This window comes from Treponema socranskii subsp. buccale, assembly GCF_024181585.1.
Lineage (GTDB): Bacteria > Spirochaetota > Spirochaetia > Treponematales > Treponemataceae > Treponema_D > Treponema_D buccale.
The window spans coordinates 2,045,434-2,065,160 of record NZ_CP054258.1 but is presented as its reverse complement, the minus strand read 5'-3'; the positions used below and the strand labels follow the sequence as shown (position 1 = coordinate 2,065,160).

Sequence of the window (19,727 nt, the reverse complement as noted above, 5' to 3'; positions counted from 1 at the left end):
GGGATTCCGCTGTGAGAGCCGCGTTCACATACGTCTACAAAGATTGTACGTCGGTCATTTTCGCTGAAAGCATCGCTTTATTTCGCTGGTATTTTCAAAACTCGACATTTAACCTATTATAAGGGGGCACGATGAGTACGCTGCTCGAAGTTAAAAATCTTACCGTCTCATACGGCGCGATCAAAGCGCTGCACGATATTTCGTTTTCGGTCGAAGACAAAGAAGTCATCACGCTGATAGGATCGAACGGCGCGGGAAAGACGACGACGCTGCACGCCGTTTCGAATATTTTGAAAAAGGATGCGGGAAGCGTTTTTTTCGACGGAGAAGACATCACCGATTGCGCGCCCGACAAAATCGTCGAACGCCGCTTGATTCAGGTGCCGGAAGGCCGGCGCATTTTTCAAAACCTTTCGGTACGCGAAAACCTCGAACTCGGCGCCTATTTGCGGCGTGACAAGGCGGAAATCCGGCGCGATACGGAAAAAGTGTTCGCTCTTTTTCCGCGGTTGAAAGAACGCGTAAAGCAAAATGCGGGAACGCTTTCCGGAGGCGAGCAGCAGATGCTTGCGATGGGCCGCGCACTTATGGCTTCTCCGAAACTGCTTTTGCTCGACGAACCTTCTATGGGGCTTGCGCCGATCCTCGTCGACGAAATCTTTTCGATTATTAAAAAAATCAGCGCGGAAGGGACGACGATTCTGCTCGTCGAACAAAATGCGTATAAAGCGCTTTCCGTTGCCGACCGCGCGTACATCCTCGAAACGGGCGCAATATCGAAGAGCGGTAAGGCGGCCGATCTCGCTGCCGATCCCGCAGTAAAAGCGGCTTACCTCGGCGGTTAGCTCATCGCGCGGCGGCGGTTGCAGCGTATGGGGCGGATTTTTTTTGCGGTACCGGAGCATAGCGGCTCATAAAAAAAATCGCAACGTGGCGGTAAAATCGCGCGGAATGTGTTATAATACTAAGGAAATGCAGAACAGGGCAACCGAGTCGGAAATGTATTAGGTATGAAAATAGTGTATGCGGGTACATAAAACGCGGCGGAACGCGAGGTAGCGGCACTGCCGCCGAGCTGCTCAGACCGATGGCAAGCAATCTTTTTTATAAAAAAGATTGCGTAGTCCGATTCCGATTACGGTCTGCCGCGGCGAGCGGCAGGGCTGCTGCCGGGAGTGCAGCCGCTTTTACATTACATGTTATTTTTTAGATGACATAGTTTCCGGCTCGGTTGCCTTGGGGTGCAGGAGGATTTGTATGATTGTAAAAGATGTGATGACGCGAAACCCGGTGTACGTTTCTCCGGAGACGACGCTTACGGAAGCCAAAGCGCTTATGACGAAAAAGGCCATCAACAAGCTGCCCGTCATCGATAAAAACGACAGACTTGCCGGCATCATCACAAAAAACGATTTGGCGAAAGCCGGTCCGTCCGACGCGACCACTCTCGATATGTATGAAATCGGCTATCTGCTTTCGAAGCTTACCGTCGAAAAAATCATGACGAAAAAAGTCGTCACGGTTTCCGAAAACGAAATCGTCGAAGAAGCGGCGCGTATCATGGTCGACAATCAAATCGGATGTCTTCCCGTTATGAAAGACGATATCCTCATCGGTATCGTAACCGAAAGCGATCTGTTTCACCTGTTTACCAATATGTTCGGTGCCCGCCACGAAGGAGTGCGCGTGACGATAAGCAGCGCCGACAAGCCCGGTCAGCTCGCAAAGATCGCCGAAAAGATCGCGGCGCTCAACGGCAATATCGTTTCCGTCGTTACCGACGAACTGAAAGAGCCCGGCGTGCGCCGCCTTACGATAAAAGCGACCGACATAACGCTCGAGCGGATGCAGTCGATACTTTCGGATTGCGGCGTTTCCGTAGAAGATATCCGCGTCGTGTGACAAAGTGCGCAAAGATTTGCTTTTGCGGCGGACTGTCAGTATTTTATAAACGATGAAAGCACAGGCGAAAACGCTTATCGACAGATTTCTCAGAACCTACCGCGACGTTTTTTCCGATAAGGATTTTGCACGTATCCTCGGCAAAATGGGTATGCGCGCGACGCGTACGATGTGCGAAGATTACCTCGTGTCAAGCGATTACGTTTTTATGATCGACGACGGGCTCTATATCACGCGAGCGGGAGCGTTTTCGAACCGTTGGTTCAGTTTTAAGCCGACTCGCCGCGAAGTCGAACACAAGTGTTTTGCCGCGGGCGCGAGGTGTATGCCCTTCGTCGATCCCGAAATGCTTCCGTCCTCGCTCACTTTTACGTACAAAGGTGAACTGCTTTCGCGCCGCGTCGCTGTCTTTGCAAGTACCGATGCGGCCGATCTCTTTGCGCTCTACGGTTCCGAATTCGCTTCTCAATATATCGCTGCCGATCCCGCGAACGAGGGGATGGATTTGGCGTCGCAGGATTTCGAGCTGCCGCCCGAAGTGCGTCTTACGGTCAATTCACTCGAGCCGCTCGTCAAATACTGCGGATTCAAATACGGCGATCGTCTCTTGTGCCGCGTCGTCGATTGGGATTTCGGGCAAATCGAAGTCGTGCCGGTAAAGCGCGATGAAAATTCGATGCGTATGCAAGCCGACGATCTTGAACGGCAAAATTGGTATAACAGGATCGAAGCCGACCTTCTCGAAAGTTTCGACGCTACAGGTCCCTGCGCATCGATCGAAGAGCAGCTCGCCTGCATTTTCCTCGACGACGGAGATGCGCTGTGTACGACGCACTGCGGTTCGGTCGAAGAGTTTCTGCTGCAAAGCCGCAAAGTCGCATATGAGCCTTTCGGCGTTGAAACGCGCTTATGGAAAGCCGGAGAAGAAGTTCCCGCCGTCGGGAAATGGAATAATTTTTTGAACGTCGATACGGATTCCGATGGTCCGATATTTGAAGATATGGCCGCTCCCGATTTTGTTTTCGACGCCTATATCGAAGATCAGCTTTTCGAAAAAAAATACGACCCCGACATTGTTCTCGACCGAATTTTGCCGGACGGCGTTCATTTAAAACCGGAAGAGCGAAAAATCCTTTTATTGCATATCGATTCGTGCCACGCCATAATAAAAAAAGATTACAACTGGTTTGCCGATTTTCATATCGGGCCGCTGCGCCGCCGCGCGCTTGCACTGTACCGGAAGGCGAGCCGGCTCGTGTTGGAGATCGATCGATCCGCCGTAAACCTTGCTCGCTACCCGCAGCAGGAGCTCGTCATCCTGTCGCAGATATACAATCACGTTTTGCGCATGTTGGAGATGATCGAACGGGAGCCCGCAGCTGCAGCCGAAGATGCCGATGAGATCGCGGCATCGCTCGACGGCATGGAATGTAATTTTGAAGATATCAGCGGCGAACTTACTGATGCCGTCAAATCGGAAAGCGGCAACGGCTTTATCGTCGTAAAATAATAATTATTAATTATTTTTGATAGGAGCGATTATGAACGAAAAAGCGATTAAGGCCGTTGCGGCGAGCGTACGCAGCCTTTCGATGGATGCCATTCAAAAGGCGAATTCGGGGCATCCGGGTATCCCGCTCGGAGCTGCGGAATTGGCGGCCGTTCTTTACGGCGACATATTAAAGCACAATCCCGCCGATTCGAAGTGGGCAGACCGCGACCGTTTTTTGATTTCCGCGGGACACGGCTCTATGTGGCTGTATGCGATTTTGCATCTTGCGGGCTACAAAGTGACGCTCGACGACATAAAGAGTTTTCGCCAAGTAGGTTCGAAGTGTCCGGGTCACCCCGAATACGGCGCGACGGACGGCGTTGAAAACACGAGCGGCCCGCTCGGACAGGGTATGGCGATGGCGGTCGGCTCGGCAATCGCGGAAACGATGCTTGCCGCGCGATTCAATACGGCTTCTCGTAAAATCGTCGATCACTATACGTATTCGCTCGTCGGCGAAGGCTGCCTCCAGGAAGGCGTCGCCTCCGAAGCGTCGAGTCTCGCGGGACACTTGAAGCTCGGAAAGCTCATCGTATTTTACGACGAAAATAAAATCAGCATAGACGGTTCGACCGATATCGCTTTTACCGATGATATCGAAAAGCGCTACGAAGCGTACGGCTGGCAGATTTTGAAAGGTTCGATGTACGAACCTGAAAACATTATTAAATTGACTGAAGAGGCGAAACAATGCACCGATAAGCCGACGCTCATCATGCTTACGTCGGTCATCGGAAAATACGCACCGAAGCAGGGCACGCCCGACGTACACGGCGCTCCCCTCGGTGCCGATGGCGTAAAGGCTGCGAAGGAAGCGATCGGTTTGCCTTCCGACAAAGACTTTTACGTGTTCCCCGAAGCGTACGATTATTTTGCCGCAAAAAAAGCGGTGTACGCGGAGCGCGAAGCGGAATGGAAAAAAGAGTTCGAAGCGTGGTCTGAAGAAAATCCCGAACTTCGAAAAGAGTGGGATGCTTTCCATACCGACGCTCCCACGAGCGACGTTCCGGACGTTTCATTCAAAGTCGGAGACTCTCTTGCAACGCGCGATGCGAGCGGTAAAGAGATCGTCGTGATCGCAAAGCGCTACGGAAATGTCGTCGGCGGCTCGGCGGATTTAACCGGGCCGAATAAAACGAAGATTGACGACTTGGACGGAGTTTATTCGCCCGAAAATCGAAAAGGGCGCATGATCGAATTCGGCATCCGCGAGTTTGCGATGTCGGCGATCAGCGCGGGCATCAGTCTGCACGGAGGTCTTCGCCCGTTCTGTGCGACTTTCCTCGTGTTCAGCGATTACCTTCGTCCCTCGCTGCGCGTCGTCTCCCTCATGAAGCAGCCGGTCATATACGTTTTTACGCACGATTCTATTTACGTCGGCGAAGACGGACCGACGCACCAGCCGGTCGAAACGCTCGCTTCTCTCCGTGCGATCCCCGGCGTACAAGTGCTCCGTCCCGGCGATGCCGAAGAGACGGTCGAAGCGTGGAAGATGGCCTACGAAAGCAAAGATCATCCGGTTTGCCTTGCGCTGACGCGGCAAAAACTTACGGTATACGAAAAAGCCGACAAAGACTGGAAAAAGACGATCCGCACGGGCGCCTACGTCGTGCAGGAAGGAAGCGCCGCTCCGGATATTACCGTTCTCGCATCGGGCTCCGAAGTGAATACGGCGCTTGAAGCGGCAAAGCTCGTTCCCGAAAAAAAGATACGCATCGTATCGGTTATCGATTTGAAGCGATTTTCCGAAGCGGACGATGCGGTGCGAAACAAAATCATCGGAAGTGCGAAGCGCGTCGTCGCCGCAGAAGCGGGTATCGGTACGGAGTGGTTCCGCTTCGTAAAAGATCGCAGCGATATCTTCTGTATCGAAACCTTCGGCGAATCGGGGCCGGCGGAAAAAGTTGCGGAGCATTTGCACTTTACCGCTTCCGATCTTGCAAAACTGCTGAAGCGCTAACGCGGTATCGCGGGTAAAAACGCCGCTTACGCTGAAAGCGCAAAGTAAAAATTGCGAGGCGGCAATAAAACGAATTTCGATTTTATTAAATTAATTTCGAAATGCAATCTGTTTGTGCAGGTGTGATGCGAAGTACAGTCTGCAATATCGCACGTGCTTTGTACGGGAGTATGTATGAAAAAACTTGTAGTATCGTTTGCCGCTGCGGCCGCATTCGCGTTTTTGGCGGCGGGCTGTTCCGGCGTAAAAGCGGGAACTTATTCCGCTTCCGAAAAAGGTTTCGGCGGAGAGGTTACGGTATCGCTGACGCTCGATGCGTCGGGCAAAATCACCGATGCCGTCATCGCGGCTCCGAATGAAACGCCGAACATCGGCGGAGCGGCGGCGGAAAAGCTTGCGCGTTCCATCGTTTCGTCACAGACGATTGCGCTCGACGGCGTTTCCGGTGCGACGCTTACGAGTAAGGCGGTGTTTTCGGCTGCCGAAGCCGCGCTTAAAAAATCGGGTGCAAAACTTGCCGCGTATAAAAAATCCGTTGCAAAAAGCGGTGCCGACGAAGAGCTTACGGTCGATGTCGTCGTTGCAGGCGCGGGAGGATCGGGAACGGCTGCGGCACTTGCCGCTTCGGAAGCGGGGGAGCGTGTTGTGATTCTCGAAAAGCTTTCGAATTACGGCGGCAACAGCCGGCTCGCTTCGGGATTTTTTGCAGTCGATTCGAAACTGCAGCGGGCAAAGGGTATGCGCCTTTCCGAAGACGTCGCCGTGCACCGTCTCCTCGAATTCAATCAATACCTTTCGAACGGGCCGCTTACCCGCGCCGTCGTCTATAAATCGGCCGATACGATCGATTGGCTTACGGGCTACGGCATGACCTTTCACTTGCAGGATAAAACGACGCAGTTTGCGCACGAAGGCGATGCGTACGAAGCCTTTTGCTATCACAAATACGACGACAGCGCTCAGGGCTTCGACAATCTCTATGCGAATCTCAAAAAGATGGGAGCCGAACTCCGCACGAATACACGTCTCACCGAAATCATGCAAAATGCCGACGGTACCGTTACCGGCGTAAAAGCCGAAAAAGAAGACGGGGGCGTGCTCACCGTTCACGCGAAAGCGGTCGTCATCGCAACCGGCGGCTTCGGCGGAGACGTCGAGCGCGTGCGGCGGGAACTCAAAACGCCGTACCTCAATTTTATCGGCATGCCGAGCATGGGCGAAGGCTTGGATGCTATGCTGAAAGCCGGAGCGAAGGATTGGGATGCGACGCCGCTTTTGCACGGCTGTCAGCTTGCCGAAAGCACCGTTGCGAAAGAGTCGAGCAGCGAACACCTCGCAGGTTATTCGTCATCCGCGCTCACGTGGCTGTTGCAGTCGCCGCTTTTGTGGGTCGACGGAGAGGGCAGCCGCTTTGTGAACGAAGACGTCGTCTACGATACGGCGTTTTGGGCGAATGCCGGCTATGCCGCGGGCGGACGCTATTTTATCGTCGCGGATCAGGCGACCCTCGACAGTTACACGAACGGCGATACGCTTCGCCTTTCGTACAGCGGACCAGGACCGAGCAAAGAAGGCGGAAACTTGACCGAACTTGCGGAGCTTGCAGTACAGGGCAAAACGGCGTGGAAGGGAAATACGCTTTCAGAGCTCGCATCCGCAGCAGGTTTCGATGAAAGAAGTTTCGCTGCTTCCGTCGACCGCTACAATACGATGGTTTCGCAGAGGAACGACACGGATTACGGAAAGTCCGCAAAGTCGCTCCGCTTCGGCGTATCGCAAGGACCCTTTTATGCGTTCGACTGCCGCGCCGTATTTCTCGGAACGATCGGCGGCGTAAAAGTCGATGAACATTTGCGCGTGCTCGACGTCGAACAGTACAAACCCATTCCGGGGCTCTTTGCCGCGGGAACGAGCGCCGGCGGCTACTATGCGGGCAGGGGCTATCCTCCGTATGAAGGACTTGCGTGCGGATTTGCATGGACATCCGGGCGCATCGCAGGCGAAAGCGCCGCTTCTTACGCTAAAAGCGCAAAGTAAAAATTGCGAGACGGCGATGAACGAAAATTTCGATTTGATTAATAATTAATCAAAATTATTAAACCGCAGGGGTTTTTCTCTGCGGTTTTTTCTTATCGGATAAAGTTCCGGCTTGGGGCGTTTTCTTTCTTTACTTTCTATAAAAATTTATGTATATTCAGTACGGTACTTTGAATGTTCCGGCTTTTGCCGAAAAATAATCAAAGTACGAATATTTTTTCATTAGGGAGGAGCTATATGAAAAAACTTTCAGCCTGTTTAGCGGTGGCAGCGTTGTTTTGGGCGCTGCCTCTTTCATTTGCCGCCGCCGATTCGGCAACGGACGTCCGTATCGATTACCGTATGAACATTGCAAAATCCGACTATACGGCAAATTATTTTAACTGGACGGTCGGAAAACAGCCTGCCGTAAAAGACAAATTCGATACGGCATCGAGCGCAAGCGTAAAAGGTTCTACAAAAGCGTTTAACAGTGTCCGTTATGCGGAACCCGAAGCCGACAAAAAAGCCGCAATTCCCGCAGGTTTGCGCAATTTGTTTTTGTATCCCGTTGCGAATTTTGATGTTGCGCAATTCGATAATCTTACCGTAACCGAAAACGGCGGTGTCGTGACTGTTCGTTTTGTGCACCGCGGCACGGCGTATGAATTGACAACGGACAAAAAAGGAAACTTCGACGTTTTAACCGGCGCAAAAATTGCACGCAATGTCGGCGACAACAACAAGAACGTCTTTACGGTAAAACCCGAATACTTAAAAGCGGGCGGAAATGCGGCAAAAATGTCCGATATGGATTGGAGCAAGGTGCAGCTTGTAAGCGACACGTTCAGCCCCGAATCCGCCTATCATTACGAAGGCACGTTAAAATTTACTTTTAAAAATAACATTTTAATCGTTACCGGTACGCTCAAGCGCAGCAAGTAACGCTTTTGCAAAACGCCCCCGAATCGAAAAAAGTTCCGTCGGGGGCGTTTTTATAAAAAACATGCTCGACGCGATGATCGAAAGGGGAGATATTAAGCCGTTGATTGTCGTCGCCGCAACATTTGACAACGAAAATGAGGTGCAGGATTTTGCCCGCAGTGTCGAAGAATTAAGCGTGTTTCATAACGATCTTATCAAGTATTTTCTCCCATTAAGCGGCGATTGCTGGATTATGGGAACCTACGGCGGGCGCTATCGGCCCGAGGAAACCGCCGACCGTCTTGAACAAATTATCCGGGAAAAAAGATATACCGCTTCGGATTATGAAATCTACGCCGCAGTCGGTACACGCGATCCTATCTGGGATCAGGTAAACAACCGGCTGACCGAAATGTTAGCTCGCCGCACATTCAGCGGGGGCAATGTACGCTATGCCGTTAAAGAAGGCGGTCGCCACGACTATGATGCAATCGCCGAATACCTGTACAACGCACTGCCGCTGTACTTTAAAATCTAACCCTCTGTACGGAACAAGTCGCCTGCGTGTTATTTGCAACGGGAACTTGGCTTGTAATTTTTATCCATAGCCTTGCCCGATATTTTATTTCATTATATTATAGACGCTATGAATCTGAACGATATTCGGGCGAACGCATATAAAAACGGTGCGCGGAAGGGAGAGCGTTCCGCGGATGAGAGTACGATGAAAGCTGCGGGGATGCAGGTGCCGAACGAAGAAGACAGCGTACGGCTCTCACAATCGGCAACCGGCAGCGGATCGAACAAGCCCTTTGAAGGCGTCAATCGAAAAATTGCAAATATTTTTTCCGAAAGTAAAACGCTTTCGAAACAGGCGGCTTTGCAGAACGCGCGTAACGGAAACGCAAGCGGAAACGAAGGACTTTCCCGTGCGGCGGACACGCTGAAAAAAGGCGGCTTGTTAAAAATACCGGAAAGCTCGTCGGGCGACAGCGTCTACCGCCGCGTTGCAAAATTTCTTTTAATAATCGGCGTCGATGAAGCTGCAAAAGTCATGCGGCACTTGACCGAAGAGCAGACTGAAAAAATCATTCCGGAAATCGCGTCGATCAGGAGCGTCGATCCGAAAGAAGCGTCCGAAATACTTTCCGAATTCGAAGGCTTGTTAAAACAGGCGCGGCAGAGCGGAGGTGCGGACATCGCGCGGGAAATGCTCGAAAAAGCCTACGGTGCAGAAAAGGCCGAATCGATGCTGCAAAAGGCGGTTTCGCTCTCGGGCGGAAAACCCTTCGAATACCTCAACACGGCGGACGACGAGCGCGTGTATTTTTTATTAAAAGACGAATCGCCTGCGGTACAGGCGCTCGTGCTCTCTCGCATAAAGCCTGAAAAAGCGGCCTCCGTTATCGGGAAAATGGACGTCGATGTAAAGCGCGATGTGATTTCGCGCCTTGCGAAAATGCAGCCGATTTCTCCCGATGTGCTGGCCCGCACCGACAAAGCGATATACGAAAAATCGCTTTCGATTGCTGCGGAAAAAGCGGAATCGATCGACGGGAAAAATGCGCTTGCCGAAATCCTCAGGCGCATGCCGCTCGCATCGGAAGACGAAATCATCGAAACGATTTCCGGAGAAGATGCCGATTTGGCAAACGACATACGGAAGCGGCTCTTTACGCTCGAAGACGTCGAAAAATCGGACGACCGTTTTATCCAAGAGCTTTTGAGATCGATGAGCGAAAAAGAAGTCGCCTATCTCATCGCGGGAAAACCCGAGCCGTTTCGAAAAAAAATTTTATACAACGTTTCGAAGGGCAGGGGAGATACCGTTCTCGAAGAAGAGCAGCTTGCAAAGCCCATGTCCAAGCGCGACTGCGACGACGTAACCGGAAAATTTTTGGCTGCGATGCGGAGCGCGTATGAACAAGGTACATTTAAAATCGACGGCCGGGACGACGGCGAATACGTGGAGTAACAGTTGAAACAATTTTATAAAGGCTTCGACCTCATATCGATTTCCGATATCCCCGACTGCGAATCGAAGGGATTATATCTCCGCCATAAAAAGACGGGACTCGAAATTTTTCACCTAGTAAATAACGATGAAGAAAATCTCTTTGCCTTTGCGTTCCGTACTCCCGTCGCCGATTCGACGGGAGCTCCGCACATACTCGAACACTCTGTTTTTTGCGGTTCGGAAAAATTTCCCGTCAAAGAACCTTTTGTCAATTTGATGAATCAAAGCGTGTATACGTTTTTAAATGCGATGACTTATCCCGATAAGACGGTGTATCCCGCGAGTTCGGCAAACGAAAAAGATTATTTTCATTTGATGGACGTATACGCCGACGCGGTGTTTTTTCCCTTGTTAAAAAAAGAAACATTTTATCAGGAAGGGCACCGCCTTGAAGAAGACGGGAAGGGCGGCTATTCGATTCAGGGCGTCGTGTATAACGAAATGAAAGGAAATTATTCGTCGTTCAATTCCGTCGCTTTCGACGAACAATTCAAAAGCCTGTTTTCAGGCACATGCTATGCAAACGATTCCGGCGGCGACCCTCTCGTCATTCCGTCATTTACCTATGAGCGCTTTAAAGATTTTCATCGCTCGTATTACAGTCCGGCTAATTGTCTTTTGTTTTTATACGGAAATATAAAGACGGAAACGCAGCTCGATTTTATGCAGCAAAGCTTTTTCGATCGCCTTGAAAAAATCTATCCGATCCCCGATGTGCCGAAAAGTTTTCCCGCGTTCGGCGAAAACTTCCGAAAGCTTGAAGAGCCGAAAGCGATGAGTGAAGAAGCGATCGTCTATGCGGCCGGCCCCGCGTCGGACGCGAAAAAATCGAACGTAACGCTCAACTGGCGATACGGTCTTTCATCGAATATCGACGATACGATGGAAGTGATTTTTTTGCTGCAGCTTCTCGCAGGAAACGACAGTTCTCCGGTCGCAAAGGCTTTGACCGATTCGCGCTTGGGCGAACGCTTGGTCGCAGGCGGAGGCGCCGAAGCGTTTTGTCAAATGCTCTATTTCGGTTTGAGCGGCGTCGATAAAAAAGATGCCGATGCGGTAAAAAAATTAATAATTTCCACACTTGTCGATTTGTGCAAAAACGGTATTCCGAAAAACGATATCGATGCGGCAGTCCTTGCCGTCGATTTTGCAAACCGCGAAGTCGTGCGCGTGCGGGGCGATCCCTTTTCTCTCGAACTCGCCGATCGTGCACTGAACGGCTGGAACTACGGCGCATCTCCCGCATCGACGCTCGGCTACCGCTCAGCTTTCGATAGGGTCAAACGAAAAATCGCCGCAGATAAAAACTATATCGCGTCTCTCATACGGCGCGTTTTTTTGGACAACACCGCCCGCTCTTTCGTCGTCGTAACGCCCGCTTCTTCGTTTTTAAAACAACGTGCGAAAAAAGAACGCGAGCTTATCGCGTCTCTTGCAAAAGGCGCGGACGCCGGTGAAGTGCGGCGGAACACCGAAGCGCTGCACGCCTATCAAAAACGGAAAGAGACGGAAAAAGAGACTGCGTGCATTCCGTATATTCTTCCGTCGGATTTGAAAAAGAAAGTCGAGCCGATTGCAACCGACGTGTCGTCATGCTTAGGAGCGGACGGAAGCGAAGTAGCGCTTTTTGTAAACCGCGAAGCGACGGGCGGTATCGTCTATATCGATGTGTGTTATCCTGCCGATGCGCTTCCCATAGGTGCATATCCCTATATTCCGGCCTTTGCCGCCTGTACGACGAATACCGGCTGGAACGGAAAAAAATGGGACGAGTGCGCCGCAGCCGCTTCCCTGTGCTCGGGCGATATGGGAGTGCGCACGCTGACCGGCGACTCGTATAAAAGCGCGTATGCGCAAAAGGCGGCTTCTTCGGTTCGCGACAAACACTATATCGGCCGCGATTGGCTTTCGTTCAGCATCAAGCTGCCCGTCGAAAAAACGGATGAAGCGCTTGCGCTTTTCGGAGAAGCGATCGCGTTTACGGAATTTTCGGATGAAAAGCGGGTCAAAACGATTTTGGATGAAATGAAAAACGATATCCGTTCGTCCGTCATTCCCTCCGGTTCGCGCTACGCAAAACTCAGAGCATCGCGGAATCTCGGAAGGTCTTCCGCCGTCGAAGAAGCGTGGGGAGGTGTCGCGCAGGTTTTGACGATCGAAAAGATCTGCAAAGAAAATCCCGGTTCGGTCGGAAATCGTTTTTCCGATATGGCAAAATCGATTCGAAATGCGGGAGGTCTTATTCACATCACGGCCGACGAAGCGTCGCTTAAAACCGTGCTTCCGCGTATTCCCGAATTCGCACGGAAGGCAGGCTTGCATGCGCTCTCGCCGCTTGTCCGCCCGGAAAACGGTGAATACTATGCGCTTGTAAAAACGGCCGGCGAAGAAGACGGCGAACGCTTTGAAACGTGTACGCTTTCGTCGCAAGTCGGCTATGCGGCGCAGTCGGTATATCTCGACGGATTGACGATGCGGGAAAAAGCGGCGCTTACGGTGCTCTGCCACTGGATGCGCGGCAATATCCTTTGGGAGCGCATACGGACAACCGGCGGCGCATACGGCGCATCGGCGCTCTTTGATATTTCAACTGAAATCTTTTCGATGAGCACCTACCGTGATCCGTCTCCACTTGAATCGATAAAAACATTTAAAAGCTGCCTCGAGGACGTGTGCGCTATGCGTTTCAGCGATACCGATGTTTCCCGCGCGGTGACGGGAACTTACGGAGACGTGACGAAGCCTCAGTCGCCTCAATCGCGCGGTGCGCGCGGGTTTTTGCGGAAGCTTTACGCGATGACGCATGAAGAATGGAGCGAATACATAGCGGCGATCCTTTCGGTCGATGCCGCTTCTTTGCGTACGGCGGCCGAAAACGCCCGTGCGATCGCCGAAGGAAATACTGCGGTAATCTGCGATAAATCGGTAAAAGGCACTGGCTTTATTATCGATTTGTCGCTATAATACTCAAAACGAGGTGTCGTCTATGATGGACAAAAAGACAAAAGAATGTATACGGATGCTGCGTAATCTCGTCTCCGACGTGCAGGGCGCCCCGTATCCCGGTGATGATATAAAGTCGGAATTGTATACGATATGGTACGAACACGCACAACGCGCAGCCGTCGAATGCTTTGAATTTCTCGACGCCAATTTTCCGCGCGACAAAAAAGCGATTACCAAAAGTATCGAAAAAATTCTCGGATAATGTAAGACCGGAGATTTGCAATGACAGCTCCGAAAAAAATTATTAATTTCAGCAGATTTAAACCGCATTCGGCGCTCAAAAAAAACGGCATCGTGTGGGCGCGCTATGTTTTTACCGGTATCGATGCGCTCTCCGGTGCGGAGCAGCTTTTTTTTATCGAATGGGAAATGCTCAATGCCGCTCTCTCTCCGGACGAAAGCGTACTCGGTTTTAAATCGCGCACTTCTATCTCCGAAGACGATCTGCAGTATGCGCTTGCGGGAACGGAAGCCGCTCTCAATCTGCGCGCCGAATCGATTGTAACGCCGTCGTACGTCGCCGTGCGTGCGGGAACTTTCGGTGCAAAACCGAAACAGATTTGCGGCTATTACTCGCTGAAAGATGCTGCGGGCGGATTTCGGCTTTCTCCGGTTGCCGTCGGAAACTGTTCTTTCGACGACGGGAGACTTTCCGGCTCTCTTTCGTGCACGGCAAAAGAGCGTGCGGCTCATCCCGAATACTTTTGCAATGCGGGAGAGATTTCGTGGGAGCTTCGCTATGAAATCAAAAAGCAGTTTGACGCGGGCTATAAAAAGAAAACCGAAGAGTGGATTCCCGCAGGAGTGCGTACGGCATTTTCGGGAAGCGTTACGCTCGACGGCCGCGAATACAGTGTGCTTCCGAAAAAATCCTACGGCTATATCGACGCTCATTTTCTTCGTACTCTTCCGGCTCCGTATTTTCATATTTCGTCGTCGAATTTGACGAGCCGAATCAGCGGAAAGGCGTTGTTCAATTCAAGCTTTACCGTGCAGGGAATTTTTGAAGACAGCCTTGCCCTCGCGCTGGAGTTTGAAAATACGGACATCGCGCTTGAGGCGAAAAAAAGAGGCGCTTCGGAAAAAATTTTATGGGATTGTATCGAAATGCCCGCCGACGAAGAAGGCGAGCGGCTGCATTGGTCGGTGAGCGCCGATACGAAAAAATGGGTTATCGATATCGATATCGTGTGTCATACGTCGAAGCTCTTTGTCCGCAATATCGAACTTTCCGAAGGAAATCGAAAAGTGATGAAATTGCTTTCAGGCGGAAGCGGAACGGGAGAAATCAAATTGTACCGCCATATCGGCAAAAACCTCGAAATCATCGAAGACGCGCACGTCGCTTTCGCGCTGTGCGAATTCGGACAAGTCGAAGCAGGAGAAATCTGAGCCTTGCCGTCTTCTATTATAAAACTGATGGGGAAGAGAAACTAAAGGAATAAAATTTCTCGATAATTTGATACAAAGTGAAGAGCCTTTCTGTATTAATGAGTTTATTTATCAGGAAATTTTGCAAGGTTCAAAAGATGAAAAAGAATTTTCAACCTTAAAATCTTATTTGAAATATATCCCCTTGTATTCGCTTAAACTTGGCGTACAATCATTTGAAAATGCCGCCCAATTGAATTTTAGATGCCGAAGAAAAGGCATTACAATCCGCAGCACAATAGATTTGCTTATTGCAGAAACTGCGATTGAGAATAACATTGCTCTTTTGCATGATGATGAAGATTACGTAAATATGTCGAAAGTCATTACTGAACTTAAACTCGCTGTATAATGGCTAACACGAAGTTCAATGCCTACACCGCAGTCAAACTGCAGTGCGATTTCGATTACGGTCTGCCGCGGCACTTGCAACGAACGCGAAGCGCGAAGTTCCCCGCGCCACTTGCAACGAGCACGGAGTGCGAAGTTCCCCGCGCCACTTGCAACGAGCACGGAGTGCGAAGTTCCCCGCGCAAACGGCAGGACTGTTGCTGCCGGGAGTGTCGCCGATTTTTTATGTGCACTCTATTTTTTAGGGAATACAATTTCCTATATCGTTGTCATAGATAAATTCTTGCTTTATTCGCAATTCATGAGTATGTTTAAAGCATGGATTACGAACATTTTACACTTAAAACGCAGGACGCGCTGCAGCAGGCGAGCGCTCTTGCGCAGCAAAACGATCACAGTGAAATAGGACTCGAACACATACTCGACGCGCTTTTAAAGCAAAAGGACGGTATCGTTCCGCCCCTTGTCGAGCGTATCGGCGTGCCTGCCGAAACGCTGCTTCGGGAAAACGACGCATTGCTCGCTTCTTACCCGACGGTGAGGGGCAACGTGCAGATGTCGCTTTCATCCGAAGCGCAGAAAGTACTTGCAAAAGCCGAAAAAGCGATGGCGGATCTGCACGACGAATACCTTTCGACCGAACATATCTTCCTTGCGATGAGCGAGTCGGACGGGCGTGTCGGCGATATGCTACGAAGGCACGGCATCGACCGAAAAGCGGTTTTGGGAGCGCTGAAAGCACTTCGCGGCAATCAGCAGGTGAACAGCAACGATCCCGAATCTTCGATGCGCTCGCTCGAAAAATATTGCCGCGATTTGACCGCTCTTGCACGGCAGGACAAAATCGATCCGGTTATCGGACGCGACGAAGAGATAAGGCGCGTCATGCAAGTGCTCTGCCGCCGCACGAAAAACAATCCCGTACTCATCGGAGAGCCGGGTGTCGGAAAAACCGCCATCGTCGAAGGACTTGCGAGACGCATCGCGGCGGGAGATGTTCCCGAAAGTTTGAAAAACAAGCGCCTCCTCGCCCTCGATTTGGGTTCGCTTGTCGCAGGCGCGAAATTCCGCGGGGAATTCGAAGAGCGGCTTAAAGCCGTCATCACGGAAGTGCAAAAAAGCCAAGGGCAGATCGTGCTCTTTATCGACGAACTGCATACGATCGTCGGTGCGGGCGCGTCCGAAGGTTCTATGGACGCTTCCAATTTATTAAAACCGGTGCTTGCTCGCGGAGAGCTTCGGGCGATCGGAGCGACGACGCTCGACGAATATCGGAAATACATAGAAAAAGATGCGGCGCTCGAACGGCGCTTTCAGCCGGTTTATTGCTCGGAACCGTCGGTCGAAGATACGATCGCGATTCTTCGCGGTCTGCGCGAAAAATACGAAATTCACCACGGCGTGCGGATCGACGACGAAGCGCTTGTCGCGGCGGCAGTCCTCAGCAACCGCTATATTACAAACCGCTTTATGCCCGACAAAGCGATCGACCTCGTCGACGAAGCGATGAGCCGGCTCAAAATGGAAATCGAAAGCCAGCCGACCGAACTCGATCAAATCGAACGGAAGATCATGCAGCTGTCCATCGAAAAGCAGTCGCTTGCAAAAGAAGACGATGAAGCGTCGAAAGAGCGGCTTGCAAAGCTCGAAAAAGAACTCGCCGATCTTTCGGCGAAACGCGATGCGATGAAGCTCCAGTGGCAAAATGAAAAAGCCGATATCAACAAGAGCCGCGATATCAAAGAAAAACTCGAACAGGCCCGCTTCAATGAAGAAAAATATACGCGCGAAGGAGACCTTGCGAAAGCCGCCGAATTGAAGTACAGCATTATCCCCGATCTGCAAAAAAAGCTTTCCGCCGCAGTGGAAGCCGGAAGAAAAAACGAGAGCGGGCGCGAATCGCTTTTGCGGCAGGAAGTGACCGAAGAAGACATCGCGCGCGTCGTCAGCGAGTGGACGGGGATCCCCGTCGCAAAGATGCTGTCGAGCGAAAAGCAAAAATATTTGCAGCTCGAATCCGTACTGCACAAGCGCGTCATCGGGCAAAACGATGCGGTGCAAGTCGTCTCCGACGCGATCCGCAGAAACCGCTCCGGCTTGAGCGATCCGAATCGTCCGCTCGGAAGCTTTTTGTTTATCGGCCCGACCGGCGTCGGAAAAACGGAGCTCGCGAAAACGCTTGCGGACTTTTTGTTCAACGATGAAAAATCGCTTACGCGAATCGATATGAGCGAATATATGGAGAAGTTTTCCGTTTCGCGTTTGATCGGCGCTCCTCCGGGATACGTCGGCTACGATGAAGGCGGACAGCTTACCGAAGCGGTGCGCCGCCGTCCGTACAGCGTCGTGCTTTTCGACGAAATCGAAAAAGCGCATCCCGACGTATTCAACGTGCTGCTCCAAGTGCTCGACGACGGACGCTTGACCGACGGACAGGGGCGCCTCGTTGACTTTAAAAATACGATCATCATCATGACGAGCAACCTCGGAAGCGACGTGATCCTCGATGCCGATACGCCGGAAAAAATGCATGAAGCGCGCATAAAAGTGAGCGAACTGCTTAAATCGACGTTCCGCCCCGAATTTTTAAACCGCATCGACGAAATCGTCATGTTCGGCCGCCTCGATCAAAGCTGCATTTCGGGCATCGTCAAAAACCAGCTCGAGCGCGTATCGCACAGGCTCGATGACAGGCGGATCAAAATTTCGTTCGACGACAAAGCTGTCGCCTTCCTCGCCGATAAGGGCTACGATCCCGCGTTCGGTGCGCGGCCGGTAAAGCGAGCGATCCAAACCTACGTGGAAAATCCGCTCGCAAAAGAGCTGCTCGAAGGAAAGTTCCCGGACGGGGCTGCGATCAAAGTGACGGCAAAGCCGGGTGCGAGCGGGCTTTCGTTTGAATGACGGAAGCGGGCGGCAGCGTAAATGTGCCGCTGCTTGTGAGAGGGCGGCTGCCGTGAGTGTGCTGCTGCCTGCGGCGTAGCGGTTGAGTGAGTTTTCCGCTGTGCGAGAATGCACTGCAGGCAAGCTCGCGCTTGAATGAGGTGAGGGGTATGACTGAGATGCTGCAGGGGGTGTGAGTATGTGCAACGGGACAACAAGAGGCGCGGTGCGGCAACTCGCACTATTGCATATAGCGTGTGTTGAGAACGGGGGAAATCCGCATTTTCGAGCCGTGATTTTTCCACCGGTATTTGAGAGGGAGTGGACTTTCTTAAAAAACTCAATTTTTGGGCAGGCTGTCGAACAACTAAGCGTCTTTTGAGATCGTCCCCTCTCTTTAATCATCATTTTTCATAACATAGTGTGCAGTATGCTCTTTTGTTGATACTTTTTTCGATTCACGTTCCGGGTCGGTATTTCTTCCGGCGACGGTTAAAATAAAATTGATAATCGATTCGCGTGTGCCGGCGGGAAGCTTTTCGAGATAAGCGATGATGCTTTCGTATTTGCGGTAGAGGGCGATATCGTTTTTGCGGAATGATTTTTTTAATTTTAAAACGCTGCATTCACTTTGAAGCCGTGCCGTATCGCACATAAGAGACTCGATCGACTTATTCAACGCCGAAGCGATTTTAGATGCCGTTTCGACCGACGGCTGCCGTTCTGTGTTTTTTCCGTTTGTGACCGTCGAATACGGTACGTCCGCAAGAGACGCAAGCATCTTTAAAGTGATCCCACGATAATCGATTATGCTGCGGACGTTTTTCCAAAATATGTGCATGGGAAAGGTATATCATAAAAACGAGGCGCGTTTAATCGGTTACGGCAGTATGCTGAAAATAGAATCGGAAAAAGTTGATATTTGGGAAGATTCGTGCTACATTAAAATAGAGCGAGACGGATATGTAACGATACACGTTTATATGAAAGATTAAACGTTTCGTGATAGATGTTACAGATTTAGAAATTATATTTGATAAAAATAGTATATGCGGTCATTGTCATACTTTTGATAGAAATATTACACCGTACTGGAAATCTGTTATGGAATATTACTGTATAATGATTTTTACAGGAGAAGAAGAAAAATTTAAGGAAAGAGCAACCGAAATATTAAAAGCGAAATATCCTTCTGTACATTTCTATTTTTTTCAAAGAAAAATGTATACCGAAAAAAGAGGTTGGTTTTTAGGAACCCTTTTTTCGGTATATCTGTTTTTCCAAATCGAAGAATTGACGGCAGATTTTTTTACCGAACTCCGTGCGATAAAAGGTTTTTGCAGAATTTTGCGGGATAATCAAAATCCGACCAGAATAACAGGATCCGCATTGGAAGAATTGAAATTTCTGATACATAACGGCGAAGTCTTAGGAGTTTCAAAGATACGGTTTCTTCCCAATCAAAAAATAAAAGCACTGGCAGGACCCTTCGTGGGATATGAAGGTAATATTGTCAAAGTCAATAAAAAGCAAAAACGAATTACAGTCCGTTCTTCACTCGTAAATAACAGCCTGTCATTTGATTTAAAATATGAAGAGTTGGAGTAGTTTTTTTCAAATTCCGATAAATTGACGATAAGAATAAACCGTGCTATGATACTCGCAATTCAGTTGCAAACTGTTTA

15 protein-coding genes and 1 pseudogene are annotated in these 19,727 nt (G+C 50.6%); 15 read left to right on the top strand and 1 reads right to left on the bottom strand.

From position 1 onward, the window contains the following. Positions 1-140 precede the first annotated feature (140 nt). The 13 genes and pseudogenes from HRI97_RS09355 (at position 141) to clpB (ending at position 18,063) form a co-directional block, all read left to right on the top strand. Complete coding sequence (locus HRI97_RS09355; protein WP_253727317.1) at positions 141-845, top strand: ABC transporter ATP-binding protein; 705 nt, start codon at positions 141-143, stop codon at positions 843-845. 412 nt (positions 846-1,257) lie between these two features. Then, entirely contained in the window at positions 1,258-1,902 is a 645-nt protein-coding gene (locus HRI97_RS09350; protein WP_253725193.1) for a CBS domain-containing protein, read from the top strand. Between the two features lie 52 nt (positions 1,903-1,954). Beyond that, a complete protein-coding gene (locus HRI97_RS09345; protein WP_253725192.1) occupies positions 1,955-3,412 on the top strand; it encodes a hypothetical protein in 1,458 nt (485 codons plus the stop codon). Positions 3,413-3,443: 31 nt separating this feature from the next. Then, complete coding sequence (gene tkt, locus HRI97_RS09340; RefSeq protein WP_253725191.1) at positions 3,444-5,414, top strand: transketolase; 1,971 nt, start codon at positions 3,444-3,446, stop codon at positions 5,412-5,414. A gap of 174 nt (positions 5,415-5,588) precedes the next feature. Continuing rightward, a complete protein-coding gene (locus HRI97_RS09335) occupies positions 5,589-7,451 on the top strand; it encodes an FAD-dependent oxidoreductase (protein WP_253725190.1) in 1,863 nt (620 codons plus the stop codon). A 237-nt stretch (positions 7,452-7,688) separates the two neighbouring features. Then, positions 7,689-8,375, top strand: a complete 687-nt coding sequence (locus HRI97_RS09330) for a hypothetical protein (RefSeq protein ID WP_253725189.1) — start codon at positions 7,689-7,691, stop codon at positions 8,373-8,375. A gap of 61 nt (positions 8,376-8,436) precedes the next feature. Continuing rightward, positions 8,437-8,892 carry a hypothetical protein gene (locus HRI97_RS09325; protein WP_253725188.1) on the top strand — a complete coding sequence of 152 codons (456 nt, stop codon included), beginning with the start codon at positions 8,437-8,439 and terminating at the stop codon, positions 8,890-8,892. A gap of 108 nt (positions 8,893-9,000) precedes the next feature. Next, the gene (locus tag HRI97_RS09320; protein WP_253725187.1) at positions 9,001-10,329 is read left to right on the top strand and encodes a flagellar motor switch protein FliG; all 1,329 of its coding nucleotides are present in this window, start codon (positions 9,001-9,003) and stop codon (positions 10,327-10,329) included. 3 nt (positions 10,330-10,332) lie between these two features. Then, complete coding sequence (locus tag HRI97_RS09315; protein ID WP_253725186.1) at positions 10,333-13,335, top strand: insulinase family protein; 3,003 nt, start codon at positions 10,333-10,335, stop codon at positions 13,333-13,335. Between the two features lie 22 nt (positions 13,336-13,357). After that, on the top strand, positions 13,358-13,579 hold the full coding sequence (locus HRI97_RS09310) for a hypothetical protein (protein ID WP_021330761.1): 222 nt from the start codon (positions 13,358-13,360) through the stop codon (positions 13,577-13,579). Positions 13,580-13,599: 20 nt separating this feature from the next. Continuing rightward, positions 13,600-14,769 carry a hypothetical protein gene (locus HRI97_RS09305; RefSeq protein WP_253725185.1) on the top strand — a complete coding sequence of 390 codons (1,170 nt, stop codon included), beginning with the start codon at positions 13,600-13,602 and terminating at the stop codon, positions 14,767-14,769. A 43-nt stretch (positions 14,770-14,812) separates the two neighbouring features. Beyond that, positions 14,813-15,160, top strand: a pseudogene (gene vapC, locus HRI97_RS09300) (type II toxin-antitoxin system VapC family toxin); the annotation flags it as partial. Positions 15,161-15,477: 317 nt separating this feature from the next. Then, on the top strand, positions 15,478-18,063 hold the full coding sequence (clpB, locus tag HRI97_RS09295) for an ATP-dependent chaperone ClpB (RefSeq protein ID WP_253725183.1): 2,586 nt from the start codon (positions 15,478-15,480) through the stop codon (positions 18,061-18,063). A 376-nt stretch (positions 18,064-18,439) separates the two neighbouring features. On the opposite strand, the gene HRI97_RS09290 is transcribed toward clpB, so the two are convergent. After that, positions 18,440-18,883, bottom strand: a complete 444-nt coding sequence (locus tag HRI97_RS09290; protein WP_253725182.1) for a helix-turn-helix domain-containing protein — start codon at positions 18,881-18,883, stop codon at positions 18,440-18,442. Here HRI97_RS09290 and HRI97_RS09285 point away from each other — a divergent pair. Beyond that, positions 18,882-19,037 (top strand): hypothetical protein, encoded by a 156-nt coding sequence (locus HRI97_RS09285; protein WP_253725181.1) that lies wholly within the window; start codon positions 18,882-18,884, stop codon positions 19,035-19,037. The genes HRI97_RS09290 and HRI97_RS09285 overlap by 2 nt on opposite strands. Positions 19,038-19,044: 7 nt before the next feature. Next, complete coding sequence (locus tag HRI97_RS09280; RefSeq protein WP_253725180.1) at positions 19,045-19,650, top strand: transcription termination/antitermination NusG family protein; 606 nt, start codon at positions 19,045-19,047, stop codon at positions 19,648-19,650. Positions 19,651-19,727 lie beyond the last annotated feature (77 nt).

Excerpts from the sequence above, each read along its gene's own strand:
- tkt (WP_253725191.1), top strand. The coding sequence starts at position 3,444 with ATGAACGAAAAAGCGATTAAGGCCGTTGCGGCGAGCGTACGCAGCCTT.
- HRI97_RS09285 (WP_253725181.1), top strand. The coding sequence starts at position 18,882 with ATGGGAAAGGTATATCATAAAAACGAGGCGCGTTTAATCGGTTACGGC.
- HRI97_RS09330 (WP_253725189.1), top strand. The coding sequence starts at position 7,689 with ATGAAAAAACTTTCAGCCTGTTTAGCGGTGGCAGCGTTGTTTTGGGCG.
- HRI97_RS09325 (WP_253725188.1), top strand. The coding sequence starts at position 8,437 with ATGCTCGACGCGATGATCGAAAGGGGAGATATTAAGCCGTTGATTGTC.
- HRI97_RS09310 (WP_021330761.1), top strand. The coding sequence starts at position 13,358 with ATGATGGACAAAAAGACAAAAGAATGTATACGGATGCTGCGTAATCTC.
- HRI97_RS09290 (WP_253725182.1), bottom strand. The coding sequence starts at position 18,883 with ATGCACATATTTTGGAAAAACGTCCGCAGCATAATCGATTATCGTGGG.
- clpB (WP_253725183.1), top strand. The coding sequence starts at position 15,478 with ATGGATTACGAACATTTTACACTTAAAACGCAGGACGCGCTGCAGCAG.
- HRI97_RS09345 (WP_253725192.1), top strand. The coding sequence starts at position 1,955 with ATGAAAGCACAGGCGAAAACGCTTATCGACAGATTTCTCAGAACCTAC.
- HRI97_RS09335 (WP_253725190.1), top strand. The coding sequence starts at position 5,589 with ATGAAAAAACTTGTAGTATCGTTTGCCGCTGCGGCCGCATTCGCGTTT.
- HRI97_RS09305 (WP_253725185.1), top strand. The coding sequence starts at position 13,600 with ATGACAGCTCCGAAAAAAATTATTAATTTCAGCAGATTTAAACCGCAT.
- HRI97_RS09320 (WP_253725187.1), top strand. The coding sequence starts at position 9,001 with ATGAATCTGAACGATATTCGGGCGAACGCATATAAAAACGGTGCGCGG.
- HRI97_RS09350 (WP_253725193.1), top strand. The coding sequence starts at position 1,258 with ATGATTGTAAAAGATGTGATGACGCGAAACCCGGTGTACGTTTCTCCG.